The 23,781-nt window shown below is 70.4% G+C and carries 22 protein-coding genes; 7 read left to right on the forward strand and 15 right to left on the reverse strand.

Annotated features, from left to right (window positions below; all coding sequences use genetic code 11):
• Positions 1-96: 96 nt before the first annotated feature.
• The 4 genes from BIU99_RS18170 to BIU99_RS18185 form a co-directional block, all read right to left on the reverse strand.
• Positions 97-678, reverse strand: coding sequence for a GNAT family N-acetyltransferase (locus tag BIU99_RS18170; RefSeq protein WP_064295270.1), 582 nt, complete (start codon positions 676-678; stop codon positions 97-99).
• A 65-nt stretch (positions 679-743) separates the two neighbouring features.
• A complete protein-coding gene (locus BIU99_RS18175; protein ID WP_071262459.1) occupies positions 744-1,463 on the reverse strand; it encodes a uracil-DNA glycosylase in 720 nt (239 codons plus the stop codon).
• A gap of 3 nt (positions 1,464-1,466) precedes the next feature.
• Positions 1,467-2,204 carry a Type 1 glutamine amidotransferase-like domain-containing protein gene (locus tag BIU99_RS18180; protein WP_064295268.1) on the reverse strand — a complete coding sequence of 246 codons (738 nt, stop codon included), beginning with the start codon at positions 2,202-2,204 and terminating at the stop codon, positions 1,467-1,469.
• Between the two features lie 40 nt (positions 2,205-2,244).
• Positions 2,245-2,742, reverse strand: a complete 498-nt coding sequence (locus BIU99_RS18185) for a phosphoribosyltransferase (RefSeq protein WP_071262460.1) — start codon at positions 2,740-2,742, stop codon at positions 2,245-2,247.
• A gap of 45 nt (positions 2,743-2,787) precedes the next feature.
• Here BIU99_RS18185 and BIU99_RS18190 point away from each other — a divergent pair, with 45 nt between their 5' ends.
• Positions 2,788-4,326 carry an MFS transporter gene (locus tag BIU99_RS18190; RefSeq protein WP_071262461.1) on the forward strand — a complete coding sequence of 513 codons (1,539 nt, stop codon included), beginning with the start codon at positions 2,788-2,790 and terminating at the stop codon, positions 4,324-4,326.
• Between the two features lie 32 nt (positions 4,327-4,358).
• On the opposite strand, the gene BIU99_RS18195 is transcribed toward BIU99_RS18190, so the two are convergent.
• Positions 4,359-5,135, reverse strand: coding sequence for an SDR family oxidoreductase (locus tag BIU99_RS18195; RefSeq protein WP_175484436.1), 777 nt, complete (start codon positions 5,133-5,135; stop codon positions 4,359-4,361).
• A 204-nt stretch (positions 5,136-5,339) separates the two neighbouring features.
• Here BIU99_RS18195 and BIU99_RS18200 point away from each other — a divergent pair, with 204 nt between their 5' ends.
• The 5 genes from BIU99_RS18200 (at position 5,340) to BIU99_RS18220 (ending at position 11,259) form a co-directional block, all read left to right on the forward strand.
• Positions 5,340-6,665 carry a bifunctional o-acetylhomoserine/o-acetylserine sulfhydrylase gene (locus tag BIU99_RS18200; protein ID WP_064295265.1) on the forward strand — a complete coding sequence of 442 codons (1,326 nt, stop codon included), beginning with the start codon at positions 5,340-5,342 and terminating at the stop codon, positions 6,663-6,665.
• A gap of 265 nt (positions 6,666-6,930) precedes the next feature.
• Positions 6,931-8,136, forward strand: coding sequence for a homoserine O-acetyltransferase (locus BIU99_RS18205; protein WP_064295264.1), 1,206 nt, complete (start codon positions 6,931-6,933; stop codon positions 8,134-8,136).
• 80 nt (positions 8,137-8,216) lie between these two features.
• Positions 8,217-9,383 carry a sensor histidine kinase gene (locus BIU99_RS18210; protein WP_064295263.1) on the forward strand — a complete coding sequence of 389 codons (1,167 nt, stop codon included), beginning with the start codon at positions 8,217-8,219 and terminating at the stop codon, positions 9,381-9,383.
• A complete protein-coding gene (locus BIU99_RS18215) occupies positions 9,380-10,612 on the forward strand; it encodes a hypothetical protein (protein ID WP_071262462.1) in 1,233 nt (410 codons plus the stop codon). Before BIU99_RS18210 ends, BIU99_RS18215 begins: the two co-directional genes overlap by 4 nt.
• Positions 10,609-11,259 (forward strand): response regulator transcription factor, encoded by a 651-nt coding sequence (locus tag BIU99_RS18220; protein ID WP_056012577.1) that lies wholly within the window; start codon positions 10,609-10,611, stop codon positions 11,257-11,259. Before BIU99_RS18215 ends, BIU99_RS18220 begins: the two co-directional genes overlap by 4 nt.
• Positions 11,260-11,472: 213 nt before the next feature.
• Here BIU99_RS18220 and BIU99_RS18225 read toward each other — a convergent pair whose 3' ends face one another.
• The 7 genes from BIU99_RS18225 to BIU99_RS18255 all read right to left on the reverse strand — a co-directional run bounded on the left by BIU99_RS18225 (position 11,473) and on the right by BIU99_RS18255 (position 18,528).
• A complete protein-coding gene (locus tag BIU99_RS18225; protein ID WP_071262463.1) occupies positions 11,473-12,774 on the reverse strand; it encodes an MFS transporter in 1,302 nt (433 codons plus the stop codon).
• Positions 12,775-12,849: 75 nt separating this feature from the next.
• Complete coding sequence (locus BIU99_RS18230; RefSeq protein ID WP_064295260.1) at positions 12,850-13,158, reverse strand: thiamine-binding protein; 309 nt, start codon at positions 13,156-13,158, stop codon at positions 12,850-12,852.
• A 2-nt stretch (positions 13,159-13,160) separates the two neighbouring features.
• Entirely contained in the window at positions 13,161-14,390 is a 1,230-nt protein-coding gene (locus tag BIU99_RS18235; protein WP_071262557.1) for a glycosyltransferase 87 family protein, read from the reverse strand.
• 89 nt (positions 14,391-14,479) lie between these two features.
• Positions 14,480-16,021: an FAD-dependent oxidoreductase gene (locus BIU99_RS18240; RefSeq protein ID WP_071262464.1), complete on the reverse strand. Its 1,542-nt coding sequence runs from the start codon at positions 16,019-16,021 to the stop codon at positions 14,480-14,482.
• A 58-nt stretch (positions 16,022-16,079) separates the two neighbouring features.
• Positions 16,080-16,967 (reverse strand): FAD:protein FMN transferase, encoded by an 888-nt coding sequence (locus BIU99_RS18245; RefSeq protein WP_071262465.1) that lies wholly within the window; start codon positions 16,965-16,967, stop codon positions 16,080-16,082.
• A gap of 20 nt (positions 16,968-16,987) precedes the next feature.
• Complete coding sequence (locus BIU99_RS18250) at positions 16,988-17,515, reverse strand: FMN-binding protein (protein ID WP_139205505.1); 528 nt, start codon at positions 17,513-17,515, stop codon at positions 16,988-16,990.
• Between the two features lie 149 nt (positions 17,516-17,664).
• Entirely contained in the window at positions 17,665-18,528 is an 864-nt protein-coding gene (locus BIU99_RS18255) for an ADP/ATP-dependent (S)-NAD(P)H-hydrate dehydratase (protein ID WP_071262466.1), read from the reverse strand.
• Positions 18,529-18,668: 140 nt separating this feature from the next.
• On the opposite strand from BIU99_RS18255, the gene BIU99_RS18260 reads away from it, so the two are divergent.
• Positions 18,669-19,745 (forward strand): NADH:flavin oxidoreductase/NADH oxidase, encoded by a 1,077-nt coding sequence (locus tag BIU99_RS18260; protein ID WP_071262467.1) that lies wholly within the window; start codon positions 18,669-18,671, stop codon positions 19,743-19,745.
• 75 nt (positions 19,746-19,820) lie between these two features.
• Here the strand turns inward: BIU99_RS18260 and BIU99_RS18265 are convergent, their stop codons facing one another.
• The 3 genes from BIU99_RS18265 to BIU99_RS18275 all read right to left on the reverse strand — a co-directional run bounded on the left by BIU99_RS18265 (position 19,821) and on the right by BIU99_RS18275 (position 23,649).
• Positions 19,821-20,870: a hemolysin family protein gene (locus BIU99_RS18265; protein WP_071262468.1), complete on the reverse strand. Its 1,050-nt coding sequence runs from the start codon at positions 20,868-20,870 to the stop codon at positions 19,821-19,823.
• Positions 20,867-22,186, reverse strand: coding sequence for a hemolysin family protein (locus tag BIU99_RS18270; protein WP_064295253.1), 1,320 nt, complete (start codon positions 22,184-22,186; stop codon positions 20,867-20,869). Before BIU99_RS18270 ends, BIU99_RS18265 begins: the two co-directional genes overlap by 4 nt.
• A 149-nt stretch (positions 22,187-22,335) precedes the next feature.
• The gene (locus BIU99_RS18275; RefSeq protein ID WP_071262469.1) at positions 22,336-23,649 is read right to left on the reverse strand and encodes an MFS transporter; all 1,314 of its coding nucleotides are present in this window, start codon (positions 23,647-23,649) and stop codon (positions 22,336-22,338) included.
• Positions 23,650-23,781 lie beyond the last annotated feature (132 nt).

Here is a 23,781-nt window from a genome sequence, read left to right on the forward strand (position 1 = left end):
TGCGGCGGTGGCCACAGCCCGTCCGTTCCCTGCCCGTTCCGGTCCCCGTTCCCGGGCGGTTCCGGTCCCTGAGCCTGTCGAAGGGCGTCGACCGGTTCAGCGCTTCAGGGACTTCTGGAGGAGGACCGTGCCGATCCAGCGGTCGAACTTGAACCCGACACGGCCCATGCGGCCCACCTCGGTGAACCCGAACTTCTCATGCAGGGCGATCGACGACTCGGCGCCCTTGTCGGCGATGACGGCCAGCATCTCCTTGAGCCCGGCGGCCTTCGAGCGCTCGATGAGCTCACCGAGCAGATCGGTGCCGAGGCCCTTGCCGGTCGCCGCGGCTCCGAGGTAGATCGAGCTCTCCACCGTGAAGCGGTAGGCGCGCTTCTGCTTCCACGGCGCACACAGCGCGTACCCGAGGATCTGTCCGGTCGGGTTGACGGCGACGATGAACGGGAGCTGCAGCCGCTGCAGGTAGGCGAACTTGGAGCGCCACTCGGCGAGGGTCATCGCGTCCTCGTCGAAGGTGACCATGCTGTTGGCGACGTAGTGGTTGTAGATCGCCCGGACGTCGGGCAGGTCGGCCGCAGTGGCGTCGCGCATCGTGAAGGCGAAGGGGGTCTCGGGGGTCGGCGGCTTGCGCAGGTGCGGCGGCAGCCGTCGCCTCGGCTCGTACTCCTCTTCCAACATCCCCCAAGCCTAACCAGGGGGTGGGTCGGCGGACAGCCCTTGCGGTCGACCCCACGACCCGGTCGTCAGTCGAGCGACCAGTCGATCGGGTCCACGCCGCGGGAGACGAGGAAGTCGTTGGTGCGGCTGAACGGCTTCGAGCCGAAGAACCCGCGTGAGGCGGAGAGCGGACTCGGGTGCGCCGAGACGATGACGTGACGGTCGGGGTCGCTCGATGATTCGAGCAGCGGGGCCAGTCGTTCGGCGTCCTTGCCCCAGAGGATGGACACGAGCGGTGCGGGGCGTGCGGCGAGCGCCCGGATCGCCTGTTCCGTGACCGCCTCCCAGCCGTGTCGGCGGTGGGAACCGGCGGAACCCGCCTCGACCGTGAGGACGCGGTTGAGGAGCAGCACGCCCTGTCCGGTCCACGGACTGAGGTCGCCGTGTTCCGGCGTCGGGACACCGAGGTCGTCGCGGAGTTCCCGGTGGATGTTCGCGAGGCTGCGTGGCAGCGGGCGCACGTCCCGGTCCGCGGCGAACGACAGGCCGATCGGATGACCCGGTGTCGGGTACGGGTCCTGCCCGACGATGAGGACCCGGACCGCGCTGAACGGCGTGCGGAAGGCCCGCAGGACGAGCTCGGGGGCCGGCAACCATCGGGCACCGTCCGCCGCTTGCGCCGCGAGCCAGTGGTCGATCGTCGCAAGACGGTCGGCCACAGGCGCGAGTGCGTCGGCCCAGCCCTCGTCCATCGACCCCGCCGCGGCGAGCTGTGCCGGGCTACCGCCGAGGATCCCGTTCGTCATGGCCTACTGCTGCTGCGGCTGCTCGGCACCGATCGTGCGGACGACGACCCCGTGCTCGGCGGTGAAGACCTGCCAGACGCTGCCGCCACCGAGGACGGAGAGCGCCCCCTGCCCGACGACGAGCGCCGTGTTCTCGTCGATCGCGACCCCGCCGTCGACGACCCCGGCCTCCGTCGCGGCGACGAGCCGCCCGAGAGTGCCCCACTGAGCGGCGTGCGCCTCGACGGCGATGTCGACGAGCCCGAGACCGTCGCCGATCGTGACCTCGTCGAGTTCCTCGGACGCCGCCTCGGGGCTCACAGGGACCTCGCCGACACGCCATCCGCCGATGATCGCGTGCTCGGCGGCGATCATCGCGCCGGCCGAGATGCCGAGGTAGGGCAGACCGGACGCGACGAGGCGTCGGATGTCGGTGGCGACCGGCGCGACCGCCTCCGCGTAGGCCGAGGGCAGCCCGCCGCCGACGACGATCCCGTCGACCTCGGCCAGCTGAGCCTGCGCGACCACGCCGCCCTCGCGGACGACCACGCGGATCGCCTCGATCTCACCGGAGCGTGCGACGGCACGTTCCAGGGCGGCGGACTGCTCGAGTCCATCGCCGTCGTGCACGACGACGATCGCGATGCGCGGGGCCAACCGACCGGCGACGACCGCGAGCGCGGCCGCCTCGGCGATGAACGCTGCGTAGACGGTCGACTCGGTCTCTGGGGCGGCCGGACCGCCGAGGAGGAAAACACTCACCCTGAGACCCTACCCGGCACCCCGGATCAGGCGGGGACGATCAGGCCGTGATCGTCGGCAGCGTCGACCAGGGGAAGGATATCCAGCGGTCGACGCGCTTCCACACGTAGTCGGGACGGAGCACCGTCTGCGGCTTCTCGTACAGCGTCACCGTGCGGACCTCCGCGCCGCTCGCCTGCATGAGTTCCAGCACCATCGCGAGCGTGCGACCCGAGTCGGACACGTCGTCGACGAGCAGCACCCGGCTCCCCGGCAACCCGGCCACGTCGAGCAGCGGCGGGAGCACGACGGGCTCGGGGAGACGCGCGTCGACCCCGGTGTAGAACTCGACGTTCAGCGCGCCGCACGCCTTCACGTCGAGGGCGTAGGCGATGGCACCGGCGAGCAGGAGCCCCCCGCGCGCGATCGCGACGACGGAGTCGGGCCGGAACCCGCTCGCGACGATCGCACTGGACAGTTCGCGGGCCGCGTCACCGAACGTGGGCCAGTCGAGGACCTCTCGCTCCGGGGACGCTGCGCTGGGGTTCTCGGTCGACATCCCCCAACGCTATCCTGCCGGCCGGGCCGCCTGTACCATCCCCACATGGCGCGAGACAGCACGACGACCGGCGGAGCCTCGGCGACCGGATGGCGGACGTCGATCCGTGGGTCGGCAGCTGGTATCACCGCAGGACTCATCGGCTGGTTGTTCCTCGTCGAGATCACGAGCGGTGTCCTGCAGGGCTACTACGTCCCACTCATCCCCGACCTCGTCGAGCACCTGGGCATCCACGACGCGGACTTCAACTGGTTCGAGGCCGCGCAGCTGCTGTTGTCGGCACTCGTCGTCCCCATCCTCGCGAAGCTCGGCGACATGTTCGGACACAAGCGGGTCCTCCTCGTCTCCACCGTGTTGACGGCCGGTGCCAGCTGGTGGCTCGTCGTCGCCGGGGACTTCTGGTCGTTCCTCGCGGCCTGGGCGCTGCAGGGCTTCTACGTCGTCTGGCTGCCCCTCGAGATCGCACTCATCTTCGAGCGGGGCCGTCGCTCCGGCACCGGGGCCTCGCAGACCCGGCGGGCCGCCGGCCTCCTCGTCGTGGCGCTCGAGGCCGGGGCCATCATCGGTGCGCTGTCGAGTGGACGCATCCTCACCGCCCTCGGCGGCGACATCCCACTCACGATGATGCTGCCGGCCGTCGCGGTGACCCTCGTCTTCTTCGCCATCCTGTTCGGCGTCCCCGAGTCCGAACCCCTGCCGGGCAGGACCCTGGATTTCGCGGGCTTCGTGCTCCTCAGCCTCGCGCTCCTCCTCATCACCTCGGGGCTCACCTTCCTGCGACTCAACGGTCCGCAGACGTGGTGGGTGTGGGGGCTCATCGCGATCGGCGTGCTCGCGTTCCTGCCGTTCGGGCGGCATGAAGTGCGGCAGCCCGACCCGGCGATCGACCTCCGGGTGCTCCGGCAACCCAACATGTGGCCGGTGCAACTGACCGCGGGGCTCATCGGGATCAGCCTGCTCGGCGCCCAGGCCCCGCTCAGCACCTATGCGGGGACACCGCGGGAGAACGGATACGGCCTCGGGCTCGACGCCGGTGACATCTCCACGCTCATCGGCGCCTACCTGATCTCGATGATCGTCGGTGCGCTCCTGTTCCCACTCGTGTCGCGCTGGGCGACGCCTCGGATCGCGCTCATCGTCGCCGCCTCACTCGTCGCGGTCGGGTACCTGCTGTTCCTCCCGTTCCACCTCGAGACGTGGCAGGTCTTCCTGAACATGGCGATCGCGGGTCTCGGCTCCGGTGCCCTCGTCGGCGCCATGCCGGCTGCGGCTGCGGCCGCCGCACCGCGCGGGCAGACGGGCGTCGCGTCGGCACTGACCAACACGACGAAGACGATCGGTGGCTCCTTCGCCTCGGCCGTCTTCGGCGTGGTCCTGTTCGCCGGCGCCGCGCAGGCCGTCACGGCCGGAGCGTCGAGCCTGTCCGGCTATCTCACGGTCTGGGCGATCTGCGGGGCGGGCGCGCTCGTCGCCGCCGTCCTGCTCTGCTTCGTCCCGAAACTCGCCTTCGCGGACGCGGCCCCGGTCGACACGGGACCCGAGCCACGCATCGATCCCGCTGCTGAGCACCCGACCGGTCACTGACCTCCCGACCGGTCCCTGAGCCTGTCGAAGGGTTACTCCGCGACGCGCAACGGCCCCTTCGCCAGGCGGTACGGGGCGGCCTGGGCGACCGGCTTGATCGTGATGAGGTCGAGGTTGACGTGCGGCGGCAGCGAGGTCGCGTGGACGATGGCCTCGGCGACGTCGTCGGCCGAGAGCGGATCCGGCACGTCCTCGTAGACGGCGTCGGCGCGGTCCTGGTCGCCACCGAAGCGCACGAGCGAGAACTCCTCCGTGTGCACCATGCCCGGCGCCACCTCGATCACCCGGATCGGTTCGCCGTTGAGCTCGAGCCGCAGCACCTCGAAGAGCGCGCGCTCCGCGAACTTCGCCGCGTTGTACCCGCCGCCACCCACGTAGGCGACGTGGCCCGCGATCGAGGTGACACCGACGATGGTGGCGGCACCACCCTCCGGGATGCTCCGACGGAGGATCGGCAGGAGCGCCTGGATCACGCGCTTCGTGCCGAGGACGTTGATGTCGAACATGCGGCGCCAGTCCTCCGCGTCGCCGTCCTCGACGGACGCGAGGCCGAAGGCACCGCCCGCGTTGTTGACGAGCGCCTGGGCGCCGCCGAGCTCCTCCACCTGGGCGGCGAGCGCGTCGACGTCCGCCTGCACGGTCAGGTCGGCGACGACCGCGGTGCCGCCGATGTCCGCGACGAGCGCCTCCAGCCGCTCCGCACGGCGGGCCACCGCCACGACCTCCCAACCGTCGGCCGCGAAACGCCTCGCCGTCGCCTCCCCGATCCCTGAACTCGCACCGGTCACCACCACACGTCTCGTCGTCATGCCTCCAGGGTAGCCACCGGGCCGAGCCGTTACGCCGTGTGTCCGCGCGGTTGGCGCGTGCAGGCGGGGCCGGTAGCCTCGGGGTCACGACGGAGCACCACCCGGAGCCACGCCCGGCGACATCGCTGTCGGACCGAGCGGCCTCACCGGCGGCACCCATCACCCGAGCAGCACCGACCACCCGAGCAGAGGGGACCATCCACCATGAGCGATGCCACGAACGACTGGAAGTTCGAGACGAAGCAGATCCACTCCGGAGCAGCGCCCGACCCGGTCACGAAGGCTCGGGCCACGCCGATCTACCAGACCACGAGCTACGTGTTCGACAACGCCGACCACGCCAAGAACCTCTTCGCCCTCGCGGAGTTCGGCAACATCTACACGCGCATCCAGAACCCGACGCAGGCTGTCGTCGAGGAGCGCCTCAGCGCGCTCGAGGGCGGCAGCGGCGCCCTCCTCCTCGCCTCCGGGCAGGCGGCGGAGGCCTCGGCGGTCCTCAACATCGCGCAGGCGGGCGACCACATCGTGTCGTCGTCGTCGATCTACGGCGGCACGTACAACCTCTTCAAGTACACGCTCGCGAAGCTCGGCATCGAGACCACCTTCGTGGAGAACCAGGACGACGCCGAGGAGTGGCGGCGTGCGGTGCGCCCGAACACGAAGCTGTTCTTCGCGGAGACCATCGGCAACCCGAAGATCAACATCCTCGACATCCGCCTCGTCGCCGACGTCGCGCACGAGGCCGGCGTCCCGCTGATCGTCGACAACACGATCGCCACGCCGTACCTCATCCGACCCTTCGAGCACGGAGCGGACATCATCGTCCACTCGGCGACGAAGTTCCTCGGCGGTCACGGCACGGTCATCGGCGGGGTCATCGTCGACGGCGGCACCTTCTCCTGGACCGGGCACGCGGACAAGTTCCCGGGCCTCACCACGCCGGACCCCTCGTACCACGGGGCGGTCTACACCGACGCCGTGGGCGATTCGCTCGCCTACATCATCAAGGCGCGCGTGCAGCTCCTGCGCGACCTGGGTGCGGCCATCGCCCCGGCGAGCGCCTGGCAGCTCATCCAGGGCATCGAGACGCTCAGCCTCCGCATCGAGCGCCACGTGCAGAACGCCCAGCAGGTCGCCGAGTGGCTCGACGCCCACCCCGACATCGCCAGCGTCAACTACTCGGGGCTGCCGTCCAGCCCCTGGTACGCGGCTGCCAACCAGTACGCGCCGAAGGGCGTCGGAGCGGTCCTGTCGTTCGAGCTGAAGGGCGGGGTCGACGCCGGCCGCGCCTTCGTGAACTCCCTGCAGTTGTTCTCACACCTCGCGAACATCGGCGACGTCCGTTCGCTCGTCATCCACCCGGCGTCGACGACGCACTCGCAGCTCACCCCGGAGCAGCAGCTCACGGCCGGCGTCACGCCCGGGCTCGTGCGGCTCTCGGTGGGACTCGAGAACATCGACGACATCACGGCCGACCTCCAGGCCGGTCTGACCGCCGCGAAGCAGGTCGTCGAGGCCGCCCGGGTCTGAGCCCGTCCCGAGGCGTCTCCCTCCCGGGTTGCGCCAGCGCGGTGCGCTGACGCGAGCGCACCCCACGACCGCGAGCGCGGGTCTCCAGAGACCCGCGCTCGCGTCGTTCGTTGCGCAGTCGGGCCGGTTCCCCGTCACTCGAGCCCGTTCCGGCGCGCCGAGGCCGACGGGAGCACACTCGCGTCAGCGCACCGCGCTGACCTCGACCGATCGGGTGACGTAACACGGCCGGTCGACGCTCGCGGGCACGCCACAATGGAGACCTATGGACTGGCAGACCCCGGAAGACAGCGTGCCCTCCCGCTTCGTGACCGAAGCCGAGGTCGGCGCTCTGCTCGCGAACCCGCCCTCGAGCGGCGCCTGGCGCGACGGCGATCGGCCGGGCGACCGACTCTTCGCCCCACTCGGCCGCCTCGACTTCGAGCACGGCGGGAGCATCCCGCACGCCAGACTCGCCTACGAGACCTGGGGCACGCTCGACGACGACGGCGGCAACGCGGTCCTCGTCCTCCATGCGCTCACGGGAGACAGCCACGTCCTCGGTGGCGCCGGCAACGGGCATGCGACCGCCGGGTGGTGGGCCGGCATCGTCGGTCCGGGACTCGCCGTCGACACGGACCGCTGGTTCGTCGTCGCGCCGAACATGATCGGCGGCTGCCAGGGCAGCACCGGCCCCTCCTCCTTCGCGCCCGACGGCGTCGAGTGGGGTTCGCGGTTCCCGTACACCTCGATCCGCGACCAGGTCGAGGCCCAGCACCGACTGCTCGGCCACCTCGGACTCGACCGCTGGGCCGCGGTGATCGGCGGGTCGATGGGCGGCATGCACGCACTCGAGTGGGCCGCCACCCACCCCGAGCTCGTCGACCGACTGGCCGTGATCGCCGCACCCCCGGTCACGACGGCGGACCAGATCTCCCTGAACTTCGTGCAGCTCGAAGCGGTCCGGACGGACCCGCACTTCCAGGGAGGCGACTACTACGACGCCCCGGACGGTGAGGGCCCGCACCGCGGCCTCGCCCTCGCCCGACGGATGGCTCTGCTCAACTACCGCAGCCCGGGTGAGTTGAACGCCCGCTTCGAACGCAGCTGGCAGTCGAGTGTGAGCCCGCTCGGGCATGGTGGACGCTTCGCCGTCGAGTCCTACCTCGACTTCCACGGCAACAAGTTCACCCGACGCTTCGACGCCGGGAGCTATGTGACCCTCGTCGAGGCGATGAACTCGCACGACGTCGGACGCGATCGCGGCGGCGTCGGCGCGGCGCTGCGGGCCTACGCCGGTCCGTCGCTCGTGCTCGGGATCGACAGCGACCGGCTCTTCCCGGTCAGTGGGCAGGAGGAGATCGCCCTCCACCTCGCCGGCAACCTCGACGGCACCCGACCGTCGGTCCTCCGGTCCGATTTCGGCCACGACGGCTTCCTCATCGAGAACGCGCTGGTCGCGCCGCATCTCAGCCGGCTCCTCGCCGTCTGACAGCCGCGCTCCGTCTGTCCGACAACCGTTCCGTGGCGCCCGTGTCACCCGATAAGGTGACTCCTCAGAGGAGCGTGAGCATGGATCGGGTGGCGAGGACCCAGCGACGGCTGCTGCTGCGTACGACGCGCCTCTTCGGGCTCGCGGGCTGCGTCACGGCCGCGATGATCCTCAGCGTCCCGGGCGTCGTCTCGGGCGGTCGGTACGCCGTCCTCCTCGTCCTCGTCGCCGTCCTCGCCCTCACCCACGTGGCCGCCGAGCAGTACGACGGTCAGCGGTGGGTCCTGCTGGTGTTCCTCGTCGGTGTCGGCGTCGTCGTCGTCATCGGTCTGTCCGACGGGAACACCGGCCAGGTCGGCTCCGCGAGCGCGATCGCCGCGATCACCTCCCTCGGGATGGGTGCTGTCGCGGCCCGACTGGTGCCGATCCGTCGCACCTGGCCGCTGCTCCTGACCGCGTTCGTCGTGACGGCGGTCACCATCGTCGTCGTCACCGGGCCCACCGCGCTCACGATCCCGACCATCGGCCTGACCGCGGTCGTGTGGATCGCGATCGGCGCCTTCGGCGGGTGGCTCGACACGAGCATCCCCCGACTCATCCGTCGGGTCGACACCATCGGCAACGCCTACAACGCTGAGCGGCTCGCGAGTCAGGCCGAGTCGCAACGGCGACAGGACGCACGCCTCCTGCACGACACCGCACTCGCGACCCTCACCATGCTCGCCCACTCCGGTCGGGGCGTCGATGGCGCCGCCCTCCGCTCGCAGGCCGGGAACGATGCGCATCTGCTCCGCAGCCTCCGCCTCGGCGAGGAGCTGACCCCCGTCTCCTCCGGCTCGTACATCCTGCAGCGCGGTGTCGACTTCACCCTCGACGAAGGGATCGAGGCCGTGACGGACCGGTTCGCCGGGCTCGGCCTCACGGTCAACGTCTACGGCGGTGGACAGGCGAACCTCGACCCACGCGTGCGCGAGGCGTTCCTCCTCGCTCTCGGGGAGTGCCTGGAGAACGTCCGGCGTCACTCCGGCGTGGATTCGGCCGACGTCACGGTGTCGATCGACGAGCTGACGGCCCGACTCCTCATCACCGACACCGGCACCGGGTTCGACCCGTCGGCAGTGCCGGACGGCCATCTCGGCGTCGCGGAATCGGTCGTCGCGCGCATTCAGGAGGTCGGCGGACAGGCGCGCGTCTTCTCCGCCCCCGGGGCCGGGACGACGGTCATCCTGGAGGTCCCGCAAGCATGAGTGTCGACGCCCTCGAGGAGGCCACCGGACCGACCCGTCGCTACCGTCATCGTCGCGCCATCGACCGGCAGCGTTCGTCACTCGGAACGACACAGCTGGGCATCGGTCTCTCGGTGTCCGGCGTCATCCTCGTCGTCTACGCCGCGATCCGCTTCGTCAGCTCGGTCCACCACTACCCGCGACCACTGCTCAGCGTCGTCGCCTGGCTGCTGCTCACCGCGGCGATCGTGTCGACCTTCCTCCTCCTCCGCCGCTCCGCGTTCCACCTCTCGGATCGGCTGTTCGTCGCGCTGCTGATCCAGCTGGTGGTGGTCGCCGCGCTCGACCTGGCGAGCGTCTGGAGTCGCGACGCCGTGGGCGTCTATCCGACGGCGGCCGCGGCGGTCGGCGGCGGCCTGCTCGCGGTCGTCACCCTCCGCCCGGTGCGCGACGTCGCCGCCGCGACCGTGGTGCTCGGGCTGATGCTCGTGGGCTCGATCCTCACCGTCACGCGGACCCAGACCGCGACCCTCGGTGCGGAGCTGCTCTTCGCCGCGGTCGCCGTCGTCCCACCACTCATCGCCTGCGCGATCGTCTCCCAGTACCGCCGGATCGTCCGCCTCGAACTCGACCGGGTCATGGTCGCCTCCACCGTCGAGAGCGTCCGGGACGCACTCGGGTTCTTCGACTCGGAGGAACTCGTGACCCTCGACCTCGAAGCGGAGGAGCTGTTCGTCGGTGTCGCCGACGGCTCGGTCGACCTCCCGCTCAGCCCCGAGCTCGCGGCGCGCGCCTCCCGCCTTGCGACCGAGCTCCGGCGTCACCTCATGTCCGAGGGCAAGGAGTCCTGGCTCGAGCACGCGTTCCAGGAGTCGTCCGTGTTGTCGGACAGCGCCACCCTCCGCGACCCCGAGCGACTCGCGACGTATCTCGCAACGGATCAGCGGGATGGACTGCTCTCTGCAGTATGGTTGCTCCTCGGGGAAGCAGATGCGCAGAGTGCCAGAGCTGTGCTGACGCTCGGACCGGTCGACCGCTCCGAACGACCGGGCCGATCAGGTGCGCTCGTCATCCCGATCGTCCTCGAAGCGGTCGGAGTGCAACGCGCCAAGGTGGATCCCGCGGTGTGGGAAGCGCTCGGACGAGTGGGCAGCTCTACGGACACGTACCAGAAATCCCGGATCAGGATCGAGATCGACAGCACCGTCGACAATCCTGCTGCGGGCCAGCGGAAAGGGGAACGTCAATGACGTCACAGGAGTCTCGCATCAGGGTCGGCATCGTCGATGACCACCGGATGCTGCTCGGTGCGCTCACCGAGTGGATCAGGAGCGTCGCCGACGACATCGAACTCGTCGTCGTGACCCCGTCCTGGCCGGAGCTGCTGACGCACCCCGCTTTCCCCGTCGACGTCCTGCTCCTCGACGTCGACCTCAAGGACAACGTCCCGGTCGCCGTGAAGCTCGCGACGCTGAAGACCACGGGCGTCACGACCGTCCTCATGAGCACCTACAGCGACCCGGCAGTGGTCCGTGAAGCCCTGGCCGCGGGCGCCCTGGGCTACCTCGCGAAGAGCGAAGACGCCGAGACCATCGTGCACGCCCTCCGTGCGGCGTCACGCGGTGAGTCCTACATCTCCCCCGAGCTCGACCTCGCCCTCGCGAGCGGAGCCTCCGGGACCGGCCCCCGCCTCAGCGCGCAGGAGCGTCGCGTCATGGCGCTGTACGCCGCCGGTGAGCCCGTGAAGATGGTCGCCGAGAGCCTCGGCATCTCCGACGAGACTGCGAAGAGCTACCTCAAGCGCATCCGCGAGAAGTACCGCAACGCCGGCATCGACGTCGGTACCAAGGTCGCCCTGCGCAAGCGGGCGATCCTCGACGGCATCATCGTCGACTAGCAGCGCGGTGCGCTGACGCGAGCGCGCGGGTGTCGGCGTCAGCGCGGTGCGCTGACGCGAGACCGCACGGTGCGGCGTGAGCGCCACTCGGATACGTGAGCGCGGGTCTCCGGAGACCCGCGCTCACGCGTATGGGGCGCGCTCGCGTGAGCGCACCGCGCTGGCACTACGCCAGACCGCACCCCACGGGCCGGGATGGGCGACGGGTATCGGTCAGACGGGGATCGGAGCCGTCGGCGGGTTGCGGTCCGCGATCCGGCGTTCCTCGGCGTCGCTCGCCCGCAGGAGTTCGCGACGAAGCTGCCGACGTTCGACCGTGAAGCTCGTGATGACGATCCCGAGGCCGATCACGGTCAGCACCACACCGGTCCAGACCGGGGCGAGGTAGCCGAGGCCACCGGCGATGACCACACCGCCGAGGAAGGCCCCGAGCGCGTTGCCGATGTTGAGCGCCGAGTGGTTGAGCGCTGCAGCGAGGGACTGGCTGTCGCCGGCGACGTCCATGAGCCTCGTCTGGATGGCCGGGCCGAGGCCCTGCGACGCGAAGCCGACGGCGAAGACGAACAGGAACATCGTCGGAGTCCACGTCGCGGTGAGCGCCAGGGCCGTCAGGACCACGATCATGAGCGCGAAGAAGACGATCAGGGCCCGCCTCACCCCACGGTCCGCGAGATGCCCACCGACCAGGTTGCCGATCGTCATGCCGACCCCCATGGTCGCGAGCGCCCATGGGACGAGTGTCGCCGCCTCCCCCGCGACCTCGGTCACGAGGGGCGCGAGATAGCTGTACACGGCGAAGAGCCCGCCGAACCCGATCGACCCGAACCCGAGCACGAACCACACCTGGCCGCGCCGGAAGACGCGGAGTTCACGACGCATCGTCTGCTGCGGATTGCCCGCCTGCACCGGCACGGCGAACCAGATGGTCACGGTCGCGAGCGCGAAGATGCCGGTGACGATGAGGTAGGCGGAGCGCCACCCGAACTCCTGGCCCACCCAGGTCGCGAACGGCACGCCCACGACGTTCGCGATCGTCAGCCCGGTCATGACGAGCGCGACGCCCTTGCCGCGCTTCCCCGGCCCCATGAGACTCGCGGCGACGAGGGCGGCCATGCCGAAGTAGGCGCCGTGCGGCAGCGCCGCGACGAACCGGGCGAGGAGGACGAGGCCGAAGCTCGGCAGGACCGCCGACGCGAGCGTGCCGACGGTGAACGCGACGCCCAACCAGAGCAGGACGGTCTTGCGCCGGTACCGCGCGACGAGCGCGGCGATCGTCGGCGCACCGACGACGACGCCGAGCGCGTACGCCGTGATCAACCAGGCGGCCTGCGCGTTCGCCTGTTCCTGGCTGCGAGCAGCCAGCTCGGGCAGGAGGTCGGTCGCGATGTTCGGCAGCAGACCCATCGCCACGAACTCGGTCGTGCCGATGCCGAAGGCCCCGACGGCGAGCGCGAGGATGGCAAGACGAACACGGGTCGGCGACAGCTGCGTCGACCCGTCCAGGATGGTGGGCATGGATCGAGTGTACGGGAATCCTCGAATCGATTCGAGTCCCGACCGACGAAACCCGACGACCGCCTCCCGATGGGCTCAGCCGTCGTTCTCGAGCGCGGCGTCGAGCCGGTCGAGCTTGGCGGTCAGCTCACCCGTGTAGCCGGGGCGGATGTCGGCCTTCAGCACGAGCGAGACCCGGCTGCCATAGGCGCCGACCGCCTCGGTGGCGTCCTTGATGACCGCGAACACCTCGTCCCACTCCCCCTCGATGGTCGTGAACATGGAGTCGGTCCGGTTGGGCAGGCCGGACTCGCGGACGATCCGCACGGCCGCGGCGACCGCATCGTGGACGGAACCGTCCGAGTTGCCGGTGCCGCTGGGGGCGACGGAGAAGGCGACGAGCATGGTCACTCCTTGTGGGTTCGAGCGGGGACGGGGATGGAGACCGAGGAGACGTCCTCGTCGTGGCGGTGCGGCGAGAACAACGCGTGGACGGCCCAGCCGGCGAGGACCAGGTAGGCGAGGTTGCGGACCGTCAGCACCGTCACGAGGACCGGGTCGACGTTGAGCAACCACAGGTACAAGTAGGGGTAGACGAGCTGCGTGAGCGCGGCGATCATCAACGCGAGGACGGCCGGCGCGAGGAAACGCCGACGCTGCAGGACGATCCCGAGGATCACCGGTGCAGCCAACCACATCGCGAACTGCGGCGACCCGACCTTGTTGAAGATGATGAGCGTGAGCACGAAGAGGAGCGACAACGGCGCGAGCACCTGCACGAGCGGGCGTCCGGACCGCACCGCGAGTACCCCGAGGAGCACCGCGCCGGCGACGGCGAGGCCGAGGAGCGGCGTCATGACGGCGATCGCGGTGTCGACGCCCGGGCCCGTCACCTGGAAGGTCAGGATGTCGCGGTCGTAGTAGACGAAGCTCTGCGGGACCCCCAGGACGGCGAGCCACAGGTAGGCGTTGCCGATGGGCGACTCGATCTGGAGACCACGTCCGGTCTGCTCCGTCACGAAGCTGACCGCGTTCGCACCGCCGAGCACGAGGCCGACCCCGAGGACCACGACCGACGTCGCCGCCGCCGCGATCAGCACCTGTCCGCGGTGGCGGTGCGCCAGGACGATCGCGCCGATCAGGGCCGCCGGCCAGATCTTCATCCAGGCGGCGAGCGTCAGGAGGACCGCGGCGACCCGCGGGCGGCCGGCGACCCAGAGGAGCCCGACGATCGCGATGGGGACGGTCACGGAGTCGATCCGGGCGAGCGCGATCGGTCCGAGCAGGAGGAGGAACGCGAGCCACCACCATGCCGCGATCAACCGTGGGCGCGAGTGGCCGTTGCCGAGGAGGACCGCGAACGCCCCGGCGTTCATCGCGGTCACCAGCAGGAGCCAGCCGACGCCGTACCCGGCGCTGCCGAGCAGCAGCGGGATCAGCATGGGGACGATCGCGAGGATCGGATAGACCCAGGGCTCGTCGATGGCGGGGATCGGGCCGCCGGACGTCGCCTGTTCGACCCACGGCCGGTACACGAGGATGACGTCGCCGAGCGGGAGACCCTCCGCCACGAGGCACAGCCACCCGACGAGGAGGTGCACGAGGCCGAACCCGCACCAGAGGAGCCAACGCCGCATCACGTGGACCATCCTAGGCTCGCGCCGCCTGTGGAACCCGTCCGCCACTCGCTCGACGCCCGAGCGGGTCGGGTCCGCGAGCCTGCTGATCAGTACCCGCTGAAGGCGTCGGTGCGGACGTGTCCGACGCCGATCCCGCGCAGGGCGGGCTTCAGGGCCTCGATCATCGCGGGCGGCCCGGAGATGAAGACCTCACGCTCGGCCAGATCCGGGACGGCCTCGGCGAGGCGCTCGTGGTCGAGGCGCCCGGGTCCGAGGCCACGCCAGCCGTCCGGCAGCCGGACGTCGTCCGTCGGTCCCACGACGAGCACCGGTGTCCCCCAGGTCTCGAGCTCGGCCGCGTAGGCGAGCTCCTGCGCGTCTGACACGACGTAGACGAGGACGACGTCACGCTTGTCGGTGCGGAGGTGCAGGCGGGACAGCTGACTGGCGAACGGGGTGATCCCGATGCCGGCGGCGATGAGCAGGATCGGCTTGCTCGCGTCCTTCGGCAGGACGAAGTCGCCCCACACGCCGGTCGCCGAGAGGCTCGCGCCGACCGGCAGCGCACTCAGCGCCCGTTTGAAGCTACTGGCCCGCTCGGGCACACGCATCGCCACGCGGATCGTGCGGTCGTCGTCGGGTGGCGAGGAGATGCTGAAGACGCGCCTCGAGCCGCGGACGTCGGCTCCGCGGTGCGGCAACGACAGCTCGAGGTACTGGCCGGCCGCGAACGGGATCGACCGCTTCGAGCTGAACCGGTACTCGACCGCCGTCGGGGTGAGGGCGCGGGTGCCTTCGAGCGTCAGACGCATCCCCCGACGACGGGCGACGGCGAACGCGAGCACGTTGCCGACGATGAGCGCGAGCTCCGGGGTCGACGCCACCTGGCCGAGCATGAACGGGATGGAGAACAGCACCGCGACGATCGCCGCCTCGGCGAGCTGCTGCCAGCGCCGCGGCGGGAGCGTGAGCGGCTCGGTGAGCATGAACGCCGCGAGGAAGAGGATCGGGTACGACGTGAGCGGAGCCAGCAGTGCCGGTCCCAGCTCTTGACCACCGGTGACGAGCCGGACGGTGACGAGCGCCCAGGAGAGCACGATGAAGACGAGTGCCATGGTGAGTCGCTTCGTCCGGATGAGGACGAGGCCGCCGAGGATCACGACACCGGGCAGCAGCCACGGGTTGGCGACCCACCAGACCGACGGTGACACGCCCGGGAGGGTGACGTAGCTCGCCAATACGCTCATCACCAGTGCAGCGATGGCCGCCGGATTGAGGACGTGCCGACCCCGGATCGCGAGCAGGTACTTCGACGCCGAGGCGACCGTGGCGGCGAGGGCGATCCAGGCCAGCGCGGCGGGCTCGCTCGTCGGCCACAGGATGAAGAACAGCAGGAGGGAGGTGATGACGGACGACTCGCTGTGCGGCTGCGCCTGGAACAGCGCACCGAACAGGCGGTTCGTCAGGTAGCCGACGACGAGCAGCGTCACCAGGGTGGCGAGGAGCTCGAGCGGCTTGTAGAACACCTGCCCGAAGAGCGACAGCACGAAGGCGTAGATCGCGAGGGTGCCGAGTGACAGCGTCACGAGGCGGTACATGGTGACCCGCCCGAGGACGGTGCCGAAGAAGGAGCCGGTACGGCCGTTCATGTGCGGTCTGCTTTCTGGGAGATGGTGCCGACCGGGCTCGGGCCCTGTGGCGCGTGACTCAGGTGAAGAGTTCGCCGGGGAACCCGACGGACCGGTCGGTGAGACCGGACGTGAACATGCGGACGCTCTCGAAGGTGAACGCCTCCGCCAGGGTCTCGTGATCGGTGAAGAACAGCGCGGTGGCCAGTCCGTCGGCCACCATCGCCTCCCGGGCGGTGACCCAGGTCGCCGCGACGGTCCTCGTCGGTTCGCCGGTCCGGCCGTCGATGACGTGGTGGAGGCCGTCGCCCCAGGCACGACGATTGGTGGCGGAGGCGCAGAGGGCTCCGTCGTCGATCGTCGCGACCCCGATGGCCTTGCTGGGATCGTACGGATGCTCGAGCGCGATGCGGAGCGGGTCCGACGTGCGGGACCCGTGCTCGTGACGCAGGTCGCCCGAGGCGTCGACCGTGAAGGACTCGTGGCCGTGGCTGCGGAGGAGGTCCGCGACGAGGTCGACGAGCCGCCCCTTGCCGGCCGCACCGATGTCGATCACGAGCGGACGGCTCGTCTCGAGCACCTCGCCGTCCCACCGGGCCACGTCGTCCCAGTGCGGGGCGGCCACCGCCGGGCCCTGGGGGACGAGCGAGTAGGAGGCGTCGTAGCCGAGCCGTTCGAGCGAGGTGCCGATGAACGGCGTCACGGCTCCGGCGGTGGCATCGTGCAGACGCCGGTACGTGTCGAACAGCGCGACCGCGTCCTCGCGCGCGTCGTCGGGGAAGGCGGTCGAGACCGGGCCGGCGGCGAAGCGCGCGATGAACGCGTCGTCCCGGAACCTCGACCAGGTCCGGTCGAACCGGTCGATGCACGCGGCGACGGCCTCGGCGGTCTCGGGCTCGAGCGGGAGAGCCGTGTCGAACTCCCATCCGGTGCCGATCGCCTCGAAGCGCAGTGTCGTCTCGCTCATCGTCGGTCCGGCCCTGCGGCTCAGCCCTTCGCTTCGGTCTTGATCGTGTCGATGGCCGCGTTGAAGCCGCCGCTCGTGAGCGAGGAACCGGCGACCTTGGAGACCTTGAGGCTGTCGATGTCCTTGCCGACCACCTCGGCGGCGATCCCGGAGATGAACTCCGCCTGGTAGCGCTTGCTGTTCGCGCTCTCGGCGTGCGAGACGACGTCGACCGCCGTGACCGTGTCCGCGGCGAGGGTGACGGTCACCGTGATCGACTCGGTGCCGTTCGGCGACTGGTAGCTGCCGTCCGCGGTGTAGGAGCCGTCCTGGTAGTCGGTGGCGCCCGAGCCCGCCGCGGCGTCGGTCGAGGTGGTCGCCTCGGGCGTCGCCGCACTCTCGGTGCTCGGCTGCGTGGTGGTGGTCGAGCTGCCGGCGTCGGCCGCCGAGCAACCGGCCAGGCTGCCGACGAGGGTGAGGCCGGTCAGAGCCGCGAACGTCGTCTTCTTCGCCGCCACGGACAGCCGTGGCGTGCGGACGGGAGGCTGGGTGGTGGTGGGGTTGCGCATCGTTCAATCTCCTCGGGCGATGTGTGGGCCGCGGTGCGGCGGCCGCCGCAGCGAGGTCTCCGCCGCGGTGGCACCAGTGTCCTGAGCTTCCCTATGGGCGAGCTATGAGCGTTCTGGGAGTTGTCCTTCGTCCACCGATGAACGCTCGTTCAGCGGAGGAGACCATCGACGACACCGCGCACCGCTTCGGCCACGTCGAGCGCGGCCAGCGGGCCGTCGGCTGCGGCGGCGTCCCCTGCGGCCGCGTGCAGGAGCACCCCGCTCGCGGCGACGCTCGCCAGGCAGCCGGGGTCGGCGAGCACGCGCTCGGCGTTCGTGGCGACGAGCGCCCCGATGATCCCGGCCAGGGCGTCGCCGGTGCCGGCGGTCGCGAGCCAGGGCGATCCGCCGGAGACCGTGATGGCGTCGCCGTCCGGCGCGACCACGTGGGTCGTGCCGCCCTTCAGCACCACGATGATGCCGAGGCGGGCGGCGACGTCGGCCGCGTACGACACGGGGTCGGCGCGGATGTCCCCGACCTCGGCCGGGCTCCCCAGGCCGCTCAACATGGTCGCCAGTTCACCGACGTGGGGTGTGGCCACGATGCGCCACGACTCGTCGACACCGAACGCCCGCTGGTGGGCACCCGCGGCGACGCGACGGAGCGACCCGGCATCGGCGACGACCGGCTCGCCCCCGTGCAGGGCTGCGTCGAGCAGCGAGCTCTCCTCGCGGGTCAGCTTGCCGGGGTCCATGCCGGAGCCGATGAGCCAGGCCTGCACGCGCCCCTCCGCCGTCACGATCTCGGGACGTCGCTGCAACACGAGGTTCGCCGCTCGGTCCGCTCCGAGGTAGCGGACCATGCCGACGCCGGTGCGGATCGCCGCCTCGACACCGATCACGGCGGCACCCGGGTAGCGGTCGGACCCGGTCACGACACCGAGGACCCCCCGGGAGTACTTGTCCGATTCGGCATCGGGCACGGCGATCCAGTCGCGTGCGTCGGCAGGGGTCCAGAGTCGCGGTTCGGCCATGCCATCACCCTAGGCCAGTCGCCGCGGCGACCCGGCTCTGAGCCGTCGATCGTCGGTCATCCCGGTGTCGGGAATCCGAGCGCGCCCGGGGACGTTGAGCCGGGTGGCGACGCCCGTCGCCCCGAGACCCGAGGAGTTCCGTGCCCCAGCTGTTCGATCCGATCACCATCCGCGACCTCACCGTCCCCAACCGCCTGTGGATCGCCCCGATGTGCCAGTACAGCGTCACCGCCCGGGACGGCGTCCCGACCGACTGGCACCTCATGCACCTCGGCCAGTTCGCGGCGGGCGGCTTCGGCCTCGTCATCTCCGAGGCGGCGGCGATCAGCCCCGAGGGTCGGATCACCCCCCAGGACGCAGGCATCTGGAACGACGAACAGCGCGACGCCTGGCGACGGATCACCGCGTTCATCACCGATCAGGGTGCCGTCCCCGGCATCCAGCTCGCGCACGCCGGCCGGAAGGCCTCCACGTTCGCCCCCTGGGGCACCGACGGGCACGGCAGCGTGCCGATCGAAGAGGGCGGCTGGTCGACCGTCGCTCCGTCGCCCGAGGCCTTCCCGGGCTACGCCGTCCCGGAAGCCCTCGACGACGAGGGCATCGACCGCGTCGTCGACGACTTCCGGACGGCGGCCGTCCGGTCGGTCGACGCCGGCTTCCAGGTCATCGAACTCCACGCCGCGCACGGCTACCTGCTGCACCAGTTCCTCTCCCCGCTCGTCAACCACCGCGAGGACGGCTACGGCGGCTCGCTCGAGAACCGGGCCAAGCTCCTCCTCCGCGTCGTCGAGGCGGTTCGCGAGGTCCTCCCGGCCGGTCTGCCGTTGTTCGTCCGGTTCTCGGCCACGGACTGGGTGGACGACGGATGGGACGAGCACCAGACCGCGACCGTCGCCGCCTGGTGCGCCGAGCGAGGCGCCGACTTCTTCGACATCTCGACCGGTGGAGCCGTCGGCGGCGTCCGGATCCCGCTCTCCCCCGGATACCAGGTCCCGTTCGCGGCGCACATCGGATCGACAGGTGTCGACACGAGCGCCGTGGGCCTCATCACCGACGCCCAGCAGGCCGCGGCCATCGTCGCCGACGGGCAGGCGGAGGCGGTCATGGTCGCCCGCGAGGCGCTCCGTGATCCGCACTTCGCGTTGCGCGCCGCGACCGAGCTCGGCGTGGAGGTCGCCTGGCCGGGCCAGTACGAGCGGGCCAAGCCGCGCGCCTGAGCGCTACCCCGACACGACGACGGCCCGCACGCGTTCGCGTGCGGGCCGTCCTCGTATCCGTGCTCCGGCGTCCGATCAGCGACGCCGGGTGGCGTCCTGGACCTCGCCGACGAGCTCCTCGATGATGTCCTCGAGGAAGAGCACCCCGGTGGTGGCGCCCGCTTCGTCGAACACCCGGGCGACGTGCGCCCCCGAGCGACGCATCGTGGTCAGTGCGTCTTCGACGTCCGAATCCTCGAACACCGAGACCAGCTGCCTGATGTGCTTCGCGGGCACCGGCCGCTCCTCGTCGCCACTGCCGTCGAGGTCGTCGTACCGCAGCACGTCCTTCAGGTGCAGGTAGCCGATCGGCACCGACTCGTCGTCGACGATCACGTACCGCGAGTAGCCGTACTTGGCGACGGCGCGCTCGACGTCCGAGGGGGTGGCCTCCTCCGTCAGCGTGATGAGGCTCCCGAGCGGCAGGGCCACGTCGTGGACCTTCTTCTCGGTGAACTCGAACGCCGCCACGAGCGCACCCGTCGAGTCGGTGAGCACACCCTCGCGGGTGGACTGGTCGACGATGGTCGCCACCTCGTCCAGCGTGAACGCACTCGCGGCCTCGTTCTTCGGCTCCACCCGGAACAGGCGGAGGACGGCGTTCGCGGTCGCATTGAGGGACACGATGATCGGGCGGAAGACGCGCGCCACGAAGACGAGCGGCGGCGCGAGCAGCAGGACCGCGCGATCCGGGATCGAGAAGGAGAGGTTCTTCGGGACCATCTCACCGAAGACCACGTGCAGGTAGGAGACGAGCAGCAGCGCGATGATGAACGCCACCGTGCCGATGGTCTCCTCAGGCCAGCCGGTGAGCGCCAACGGCACCTCCAGCAGGTGGTGGATCGCCGGTTCGGAGACGTTCAGGATGAGCAGCGAGCAGACGGTGATGCCCAACTGACTCGTCGCCAACATGAGCGTGGCGTGTTCCATGGCCCACAGCGCGGTCTTGGCGCTCCGGCGCCCCTGCTCGGCGAGGGGTTCGATCTGCGACCGACGCGCGGAGATGACCGCGAACTCGGCACCGACGAAGAAGGCGTTCGCGAGCAGCAGCACCACGAGCCAGGCGATTCCTGCCCAGTCGCTCATACGTCACCACCGTCCTCCGACACGACGGGTCTCGGGGTGAATCGGATCCGATCGATCCGTCGGCCGTCGAGTCGCTCGACGCGGAGCGTTCCGTCTTCGAGCTCGAGTTCGTCGCCTGAGACCGCGAGCCGTCCGAGCTCGCTCATGACGTAGCCCGCGACCGTCTCGTACGGGCCGTCCTCGGGGACGCGCACGCCGGCGCGCTCGAGGAGCTCGTCGGGACGCAGGCTGCCCGGGAAGGTCGTGGAGTCGCGTCCGCGGACCACCCCGGCACGCGAACGGTCGTGCTCGTCGGCGACCTCGCCCACGAGCTCCTCGACGAGGTCCTCGAGGGTGGTGACGCCCGCTGTGCCGCCGTACTCGTCGACCACGACGGCCATCTGGTAGCCGCGTCCGCGCAGCTGCGAGAGCAGCACGTCCAGCTTCATCGTCTCCGGGACGCGCAGCGCCGGTGACTGCAGGGCCGAGACGGGCACCTCGCCGCGGCGGTCGCGCGGGACCGCGATGGCCTGCTTCACGTGCACCACACCGGTGATGTCGTCGACGTCGGCATCGGTGACGGGGAAGCGCGAGTGGCCGGTCGACCTCGCGAGGGCGAGCACCGCCTGGGCGGGTTCGCCGCGCTGGATCGACGCGATGCGCGGGCGCGGCGTCATGACGTCCGACGCATCGTGGCTCGAGAAGCGGAGGGTGCGGTTGAGCAGGGTAGCGGTGTCGGCCTCGAGTGTGCCCTCGAGCGCCGATCGACGCACAAGGGACGACAGCTCCTCGGCCGTCCGTGCTCCCGACAGCTCCTCCTTGGGCTCGATGCCCATCGACCGCAGCAAGCCGTTGGCGCTGCCGTTGAGGACCACGATGGCGGGCTTGAACACCCAGGTGAAGGCCGTCTGGAACGGGACGACGAACTTGGCCGTCTGTCGGGGCAACGCGAGCGCGAAGTTCTTCGGGACGAGCTCGCCGATGATCATGCTGAGCAGCGTGGCGAGGGTGATCGCGACGATCGTCGCCACGACGGCGACGACGCCCTCGGGGATCCCGATGGCGCCGAGCGGACCGGCGAGCATCGACGACAGCGCCGGCTCCATGGTGTAACCGGTGAGGAGGGTGGTCAGGGTGATCCCGAGCTGCGCGCTCGACAGGTGCGTCGACGTGATCTTGAGCGCTGCGATCGTCATCGTCAGGCGGGTCTCACCACGGTCGCGGCGGGCCTCGAGATCGGCGCGGTCGAGGTTCACGAGCGCGAACTCGGAGGCGACGAAGAAGCCCGTGCCGATGGTCAGTACGAGGCCGACGCCGAGCATGATCCACTCAGACATGACGATCCCGTCCGTGCTGAGCGGTCGATGCCGGAGTGGGGGATCCGTCGCCCGGATGGGCGGTCGTCTCCCGTGATCGGGTCAGCACGGGGCTGGGATGGTGGCCGGGGGATCTGTCTGAAGGAGGGTCGTCCATTGTGCGGACGAGTCTATCGGACATCCGCGGCTGTGGACCCCGGATTTCCGGGGTTCTTCTCAGCCTCCGTCTGCCGCTGGCGATCCTCGGCCGCGCGACGCTTCCGACGCCGCAGGAGGAGGAACCGTGCTCCGATGCACGCCGCGGCGAGCGCCGGGACCCCACCCGAGACGATCATGCCCACGTGTGGCCCGGCGACCTCGACGAGCCAGCCCATGAGCGGACCGCCGATCGACTGCCCGCCGAGCAGCACGAGGATGTACAGCGACATCACCCGTCCGCGGATCGCCACGTTGGACGACAGCTGGACGAGCGAGTTCGCCGCCGTGATGAAGAGGAGGTTCGCGACCCCGCCCGCGACGAGCAGGAGGGCGAAGGGCAGGAGCACGGGCATCGCGCCGGCGGCCGCCTGCAGGACACCGACCGCCGCCGCCGCGACGATCACGATGCGCAGGTCCACACCCCCACGCCTCGTCGACGCGAGCGCCCCGGTCAGCGCTCCGACGGCGACGAGGGCGTTGAGGAACCCGTAGCCGCTCGCGCCGATGTCGAAGACGTCCGAGGCGTAGGCGGCGAGCAGGACCGGCAGGTTGAAGGCGAACACCGACATGAACGCGACCATGATGACCGTCCACCGGATGGCCGGTTTCCGCATGGCGTAGCCGAGCCCCTCCTTGAGCTGGCCCTTCGCCTTCGCGACGACCGGGGTCGGAACGAGTTCCGAGACGCGCATGAGCGCCAGGGTGAGCACGACGCCCGAACAGGCGAGGGCGTTGATCGCGAAGGACCACCCGGAACCGACGGCGGTGATGAGGACACCGCCGACGGCCGGACCGACGAGCTGCCCGAGCTGGAAGACGGCGGAGTTGAGGCTGATGGCGTTCCGCAGTCTCGCCGGGCCCACGAGCTCGTTCACGAACACCTGTCTGGCCGGGTTGTCGACGACCGTGACGAGCCCGAGCATGAAGGCGATGACGTAGATGTGCCACACCTCGACCGCGCCGCTGAGCGTCAGGATCGACAGCGCGACCGCGAGGACGGCGGCGAGCGACTGCGTGATCATGAGCAGCACGCGCTTCGAGTAGCGGTCCGCGATCACGCCGCCGAGCAGTCCGAACAGCAGCATGGGCGCGAACTGCATCGCGACCGTGATTCCGACGGCGGCGACGCTGCCGGAGAGTTCGAGGACGAGCCAGTCCTGCGCGATGCGCTGCATCCCGATCGCGGTCGTCGCGACGATGTGTCCGATCGTGAAGAGTCGGAAGTTCGGGACGCGGAGCGAGGAGAAGGTGTCCCGCCAGGCGGGGCGCTCCCCCACGATCGGCATGGGGGCGGTGGGCGGCGGCGGAGCGACGGCGGTGTCGGAGGGAGGGGTCACGGAGAGAGCCAGCGTTTCGTATGTCGAGTGCGTGTCGTATGGGTGGAGCCGCGGAGGCCGTCGGCTCCCGTCCACGCTATT

It is taken from the genome of Plantibacter sp. MMLR14_011, assembly GCF_001865025.1.
Taxonomy (GTDB): domain Bacteria; phylum Actinomycetota; class Actinomycetes; order Actinomycetales; family Microbacteriaceae; genus Plantibacter; species Plantibacter flavus_A.

Coding starts and splice junctions, on each gene's coding strand:
- BIU99_RS18170 (WP_064295270.1), bottom strand. CDS start 678: ATGTTGGAAGAGGAGTACGAGCCGAGGCGACGGCTGCCGCCGCACCTG.
- BIU99_RS18175 (WP_071262459.1), bottom strand. CDS start 1,463: ATGACGAACGGGATCCTCGGCGGTAGCCCGGCACAGCTCGCCGCGGCG.
- BIU99_RS18185 (WP_071262460.1), bottom strand. CDS start 2,742: ATGTCGACCGAGAACCCCAGCGCAGCGTCCCCGGAGCGAGAGGTCCTC.
- BIU99_RS18190 (WP_071262461.1), top strand. CDS start 2,788: ATGGCGCGAGACAGCACGACGACCGGCGGAGCCTCGGCGACCGGATGG.
- BIU99_RS18195 (WP_175484436.1), bottom strand. CDS start 5,135: ATGACGACGAGACGTGTGGTGGTGACCGGTGCGAGTTCAGGGATCGGG.
- BIU99_RS18200 (WP_064295265.1), top strand. CDS start 5,340: ATGAGCGATGCCACGAACGACTGGAAGTTCGAGACGAAGCAGATCCAC.
- BIU99_RS18205 (WP_064295264.1), top strand. CDS start 6,931: ATGGACTGGCAGACCCCGGAAGACAGCGTGCCCTCCCGCTTCGTGACC.
- BIU99_RS18210 (WP_064295263.1), top strand. CDS start 8,217: ATGGATCGGGTGGCGAGGACCCAGCGACGGCTGCTGCTGCGTACGACG.
- BIU99_RS18215 (WP_071262462.1), top strand. CDS start 9,380: ATGAGTGTCGACGCCCTCGAGGAGGCCACCGGACCGACCCGTCGCTAC.
- BIU99_RS18220 (WP_056012577.1), top strand. CDS start 10,609: ATGACGTCACAGGAGTCTCGCATCAGGGTCGGCATCGTCGATGACCAC.
- BIU99_RS18225 (WP_071262463.1), bottom strand. CDS start 12,774: ATGCCCACCATCCTGGACGGGTCGACGCAGCTGTCGCCGACCCGTGTT.
- BIU99_RS18230 (WP_064295260.1), bottom strand. CDS start 13,158: ATGCTCGTCGCCTTCTCCGTCGCCCCCAGCGGCACCGGCAACTCGGAC.
- BIU99_RS18235 (WP_071262557.1), bottom strand. CDS start 14,390: ATGCGGCGTTGGCTCCTCTGGTGCGGGTTCGGCCTCGTGCACCTCCTC.
- BIU99_RS18240 (WP_071262464.1), bottom strand. CDS start 16,021: ATGAACGGCCGTACCGGCTCCTTCTTCGGCACCGTCCTCGGGCGGGTC.
- BIU99_RS18245 (WP_071262465.1), bottom strand. CDS start 16,967: ATGAGCGAGACGACACTGCGCTTCGAGGCGATCGGCACCGGATGGGAG.
- BIU99_RS18250 (WP_139205505.1), bottom strand. CDS start 17,515: ATGCGCAACCCCACCACCACCCAGCCTCCCGTCCGCACGCCACGGCTG.
- BIU99_RS18255 (WP_071262466.1), bottom strand. CDS start 18,528: ATGGCCGAACCGCGACTCTGGACCCCTGCCGACGCACGCGACTGGATC.
- BIU99_RS18265 (WP_071262468.1), bottom strand. CDS start 20,870: ATGAGCGACTGGGCAGGAATCGCCTGGCTCGTGGTGCTGCTGCTCGCG.
- BIU99_RS18270 (WP_064295253.1), bottom strand. CDS start 22,186: ATGTCTGAGTGGATCATGCTCGGCGTCGGCCTCGTACTGACCATCGGC.
- BIU99_RS18275 (WP_071262469.1), bottom strand. CDS start 23,649: ATGCCGATCGTGGGGGAGCGCCCCGCCTGGCGGGACACCTTCTCCTCG.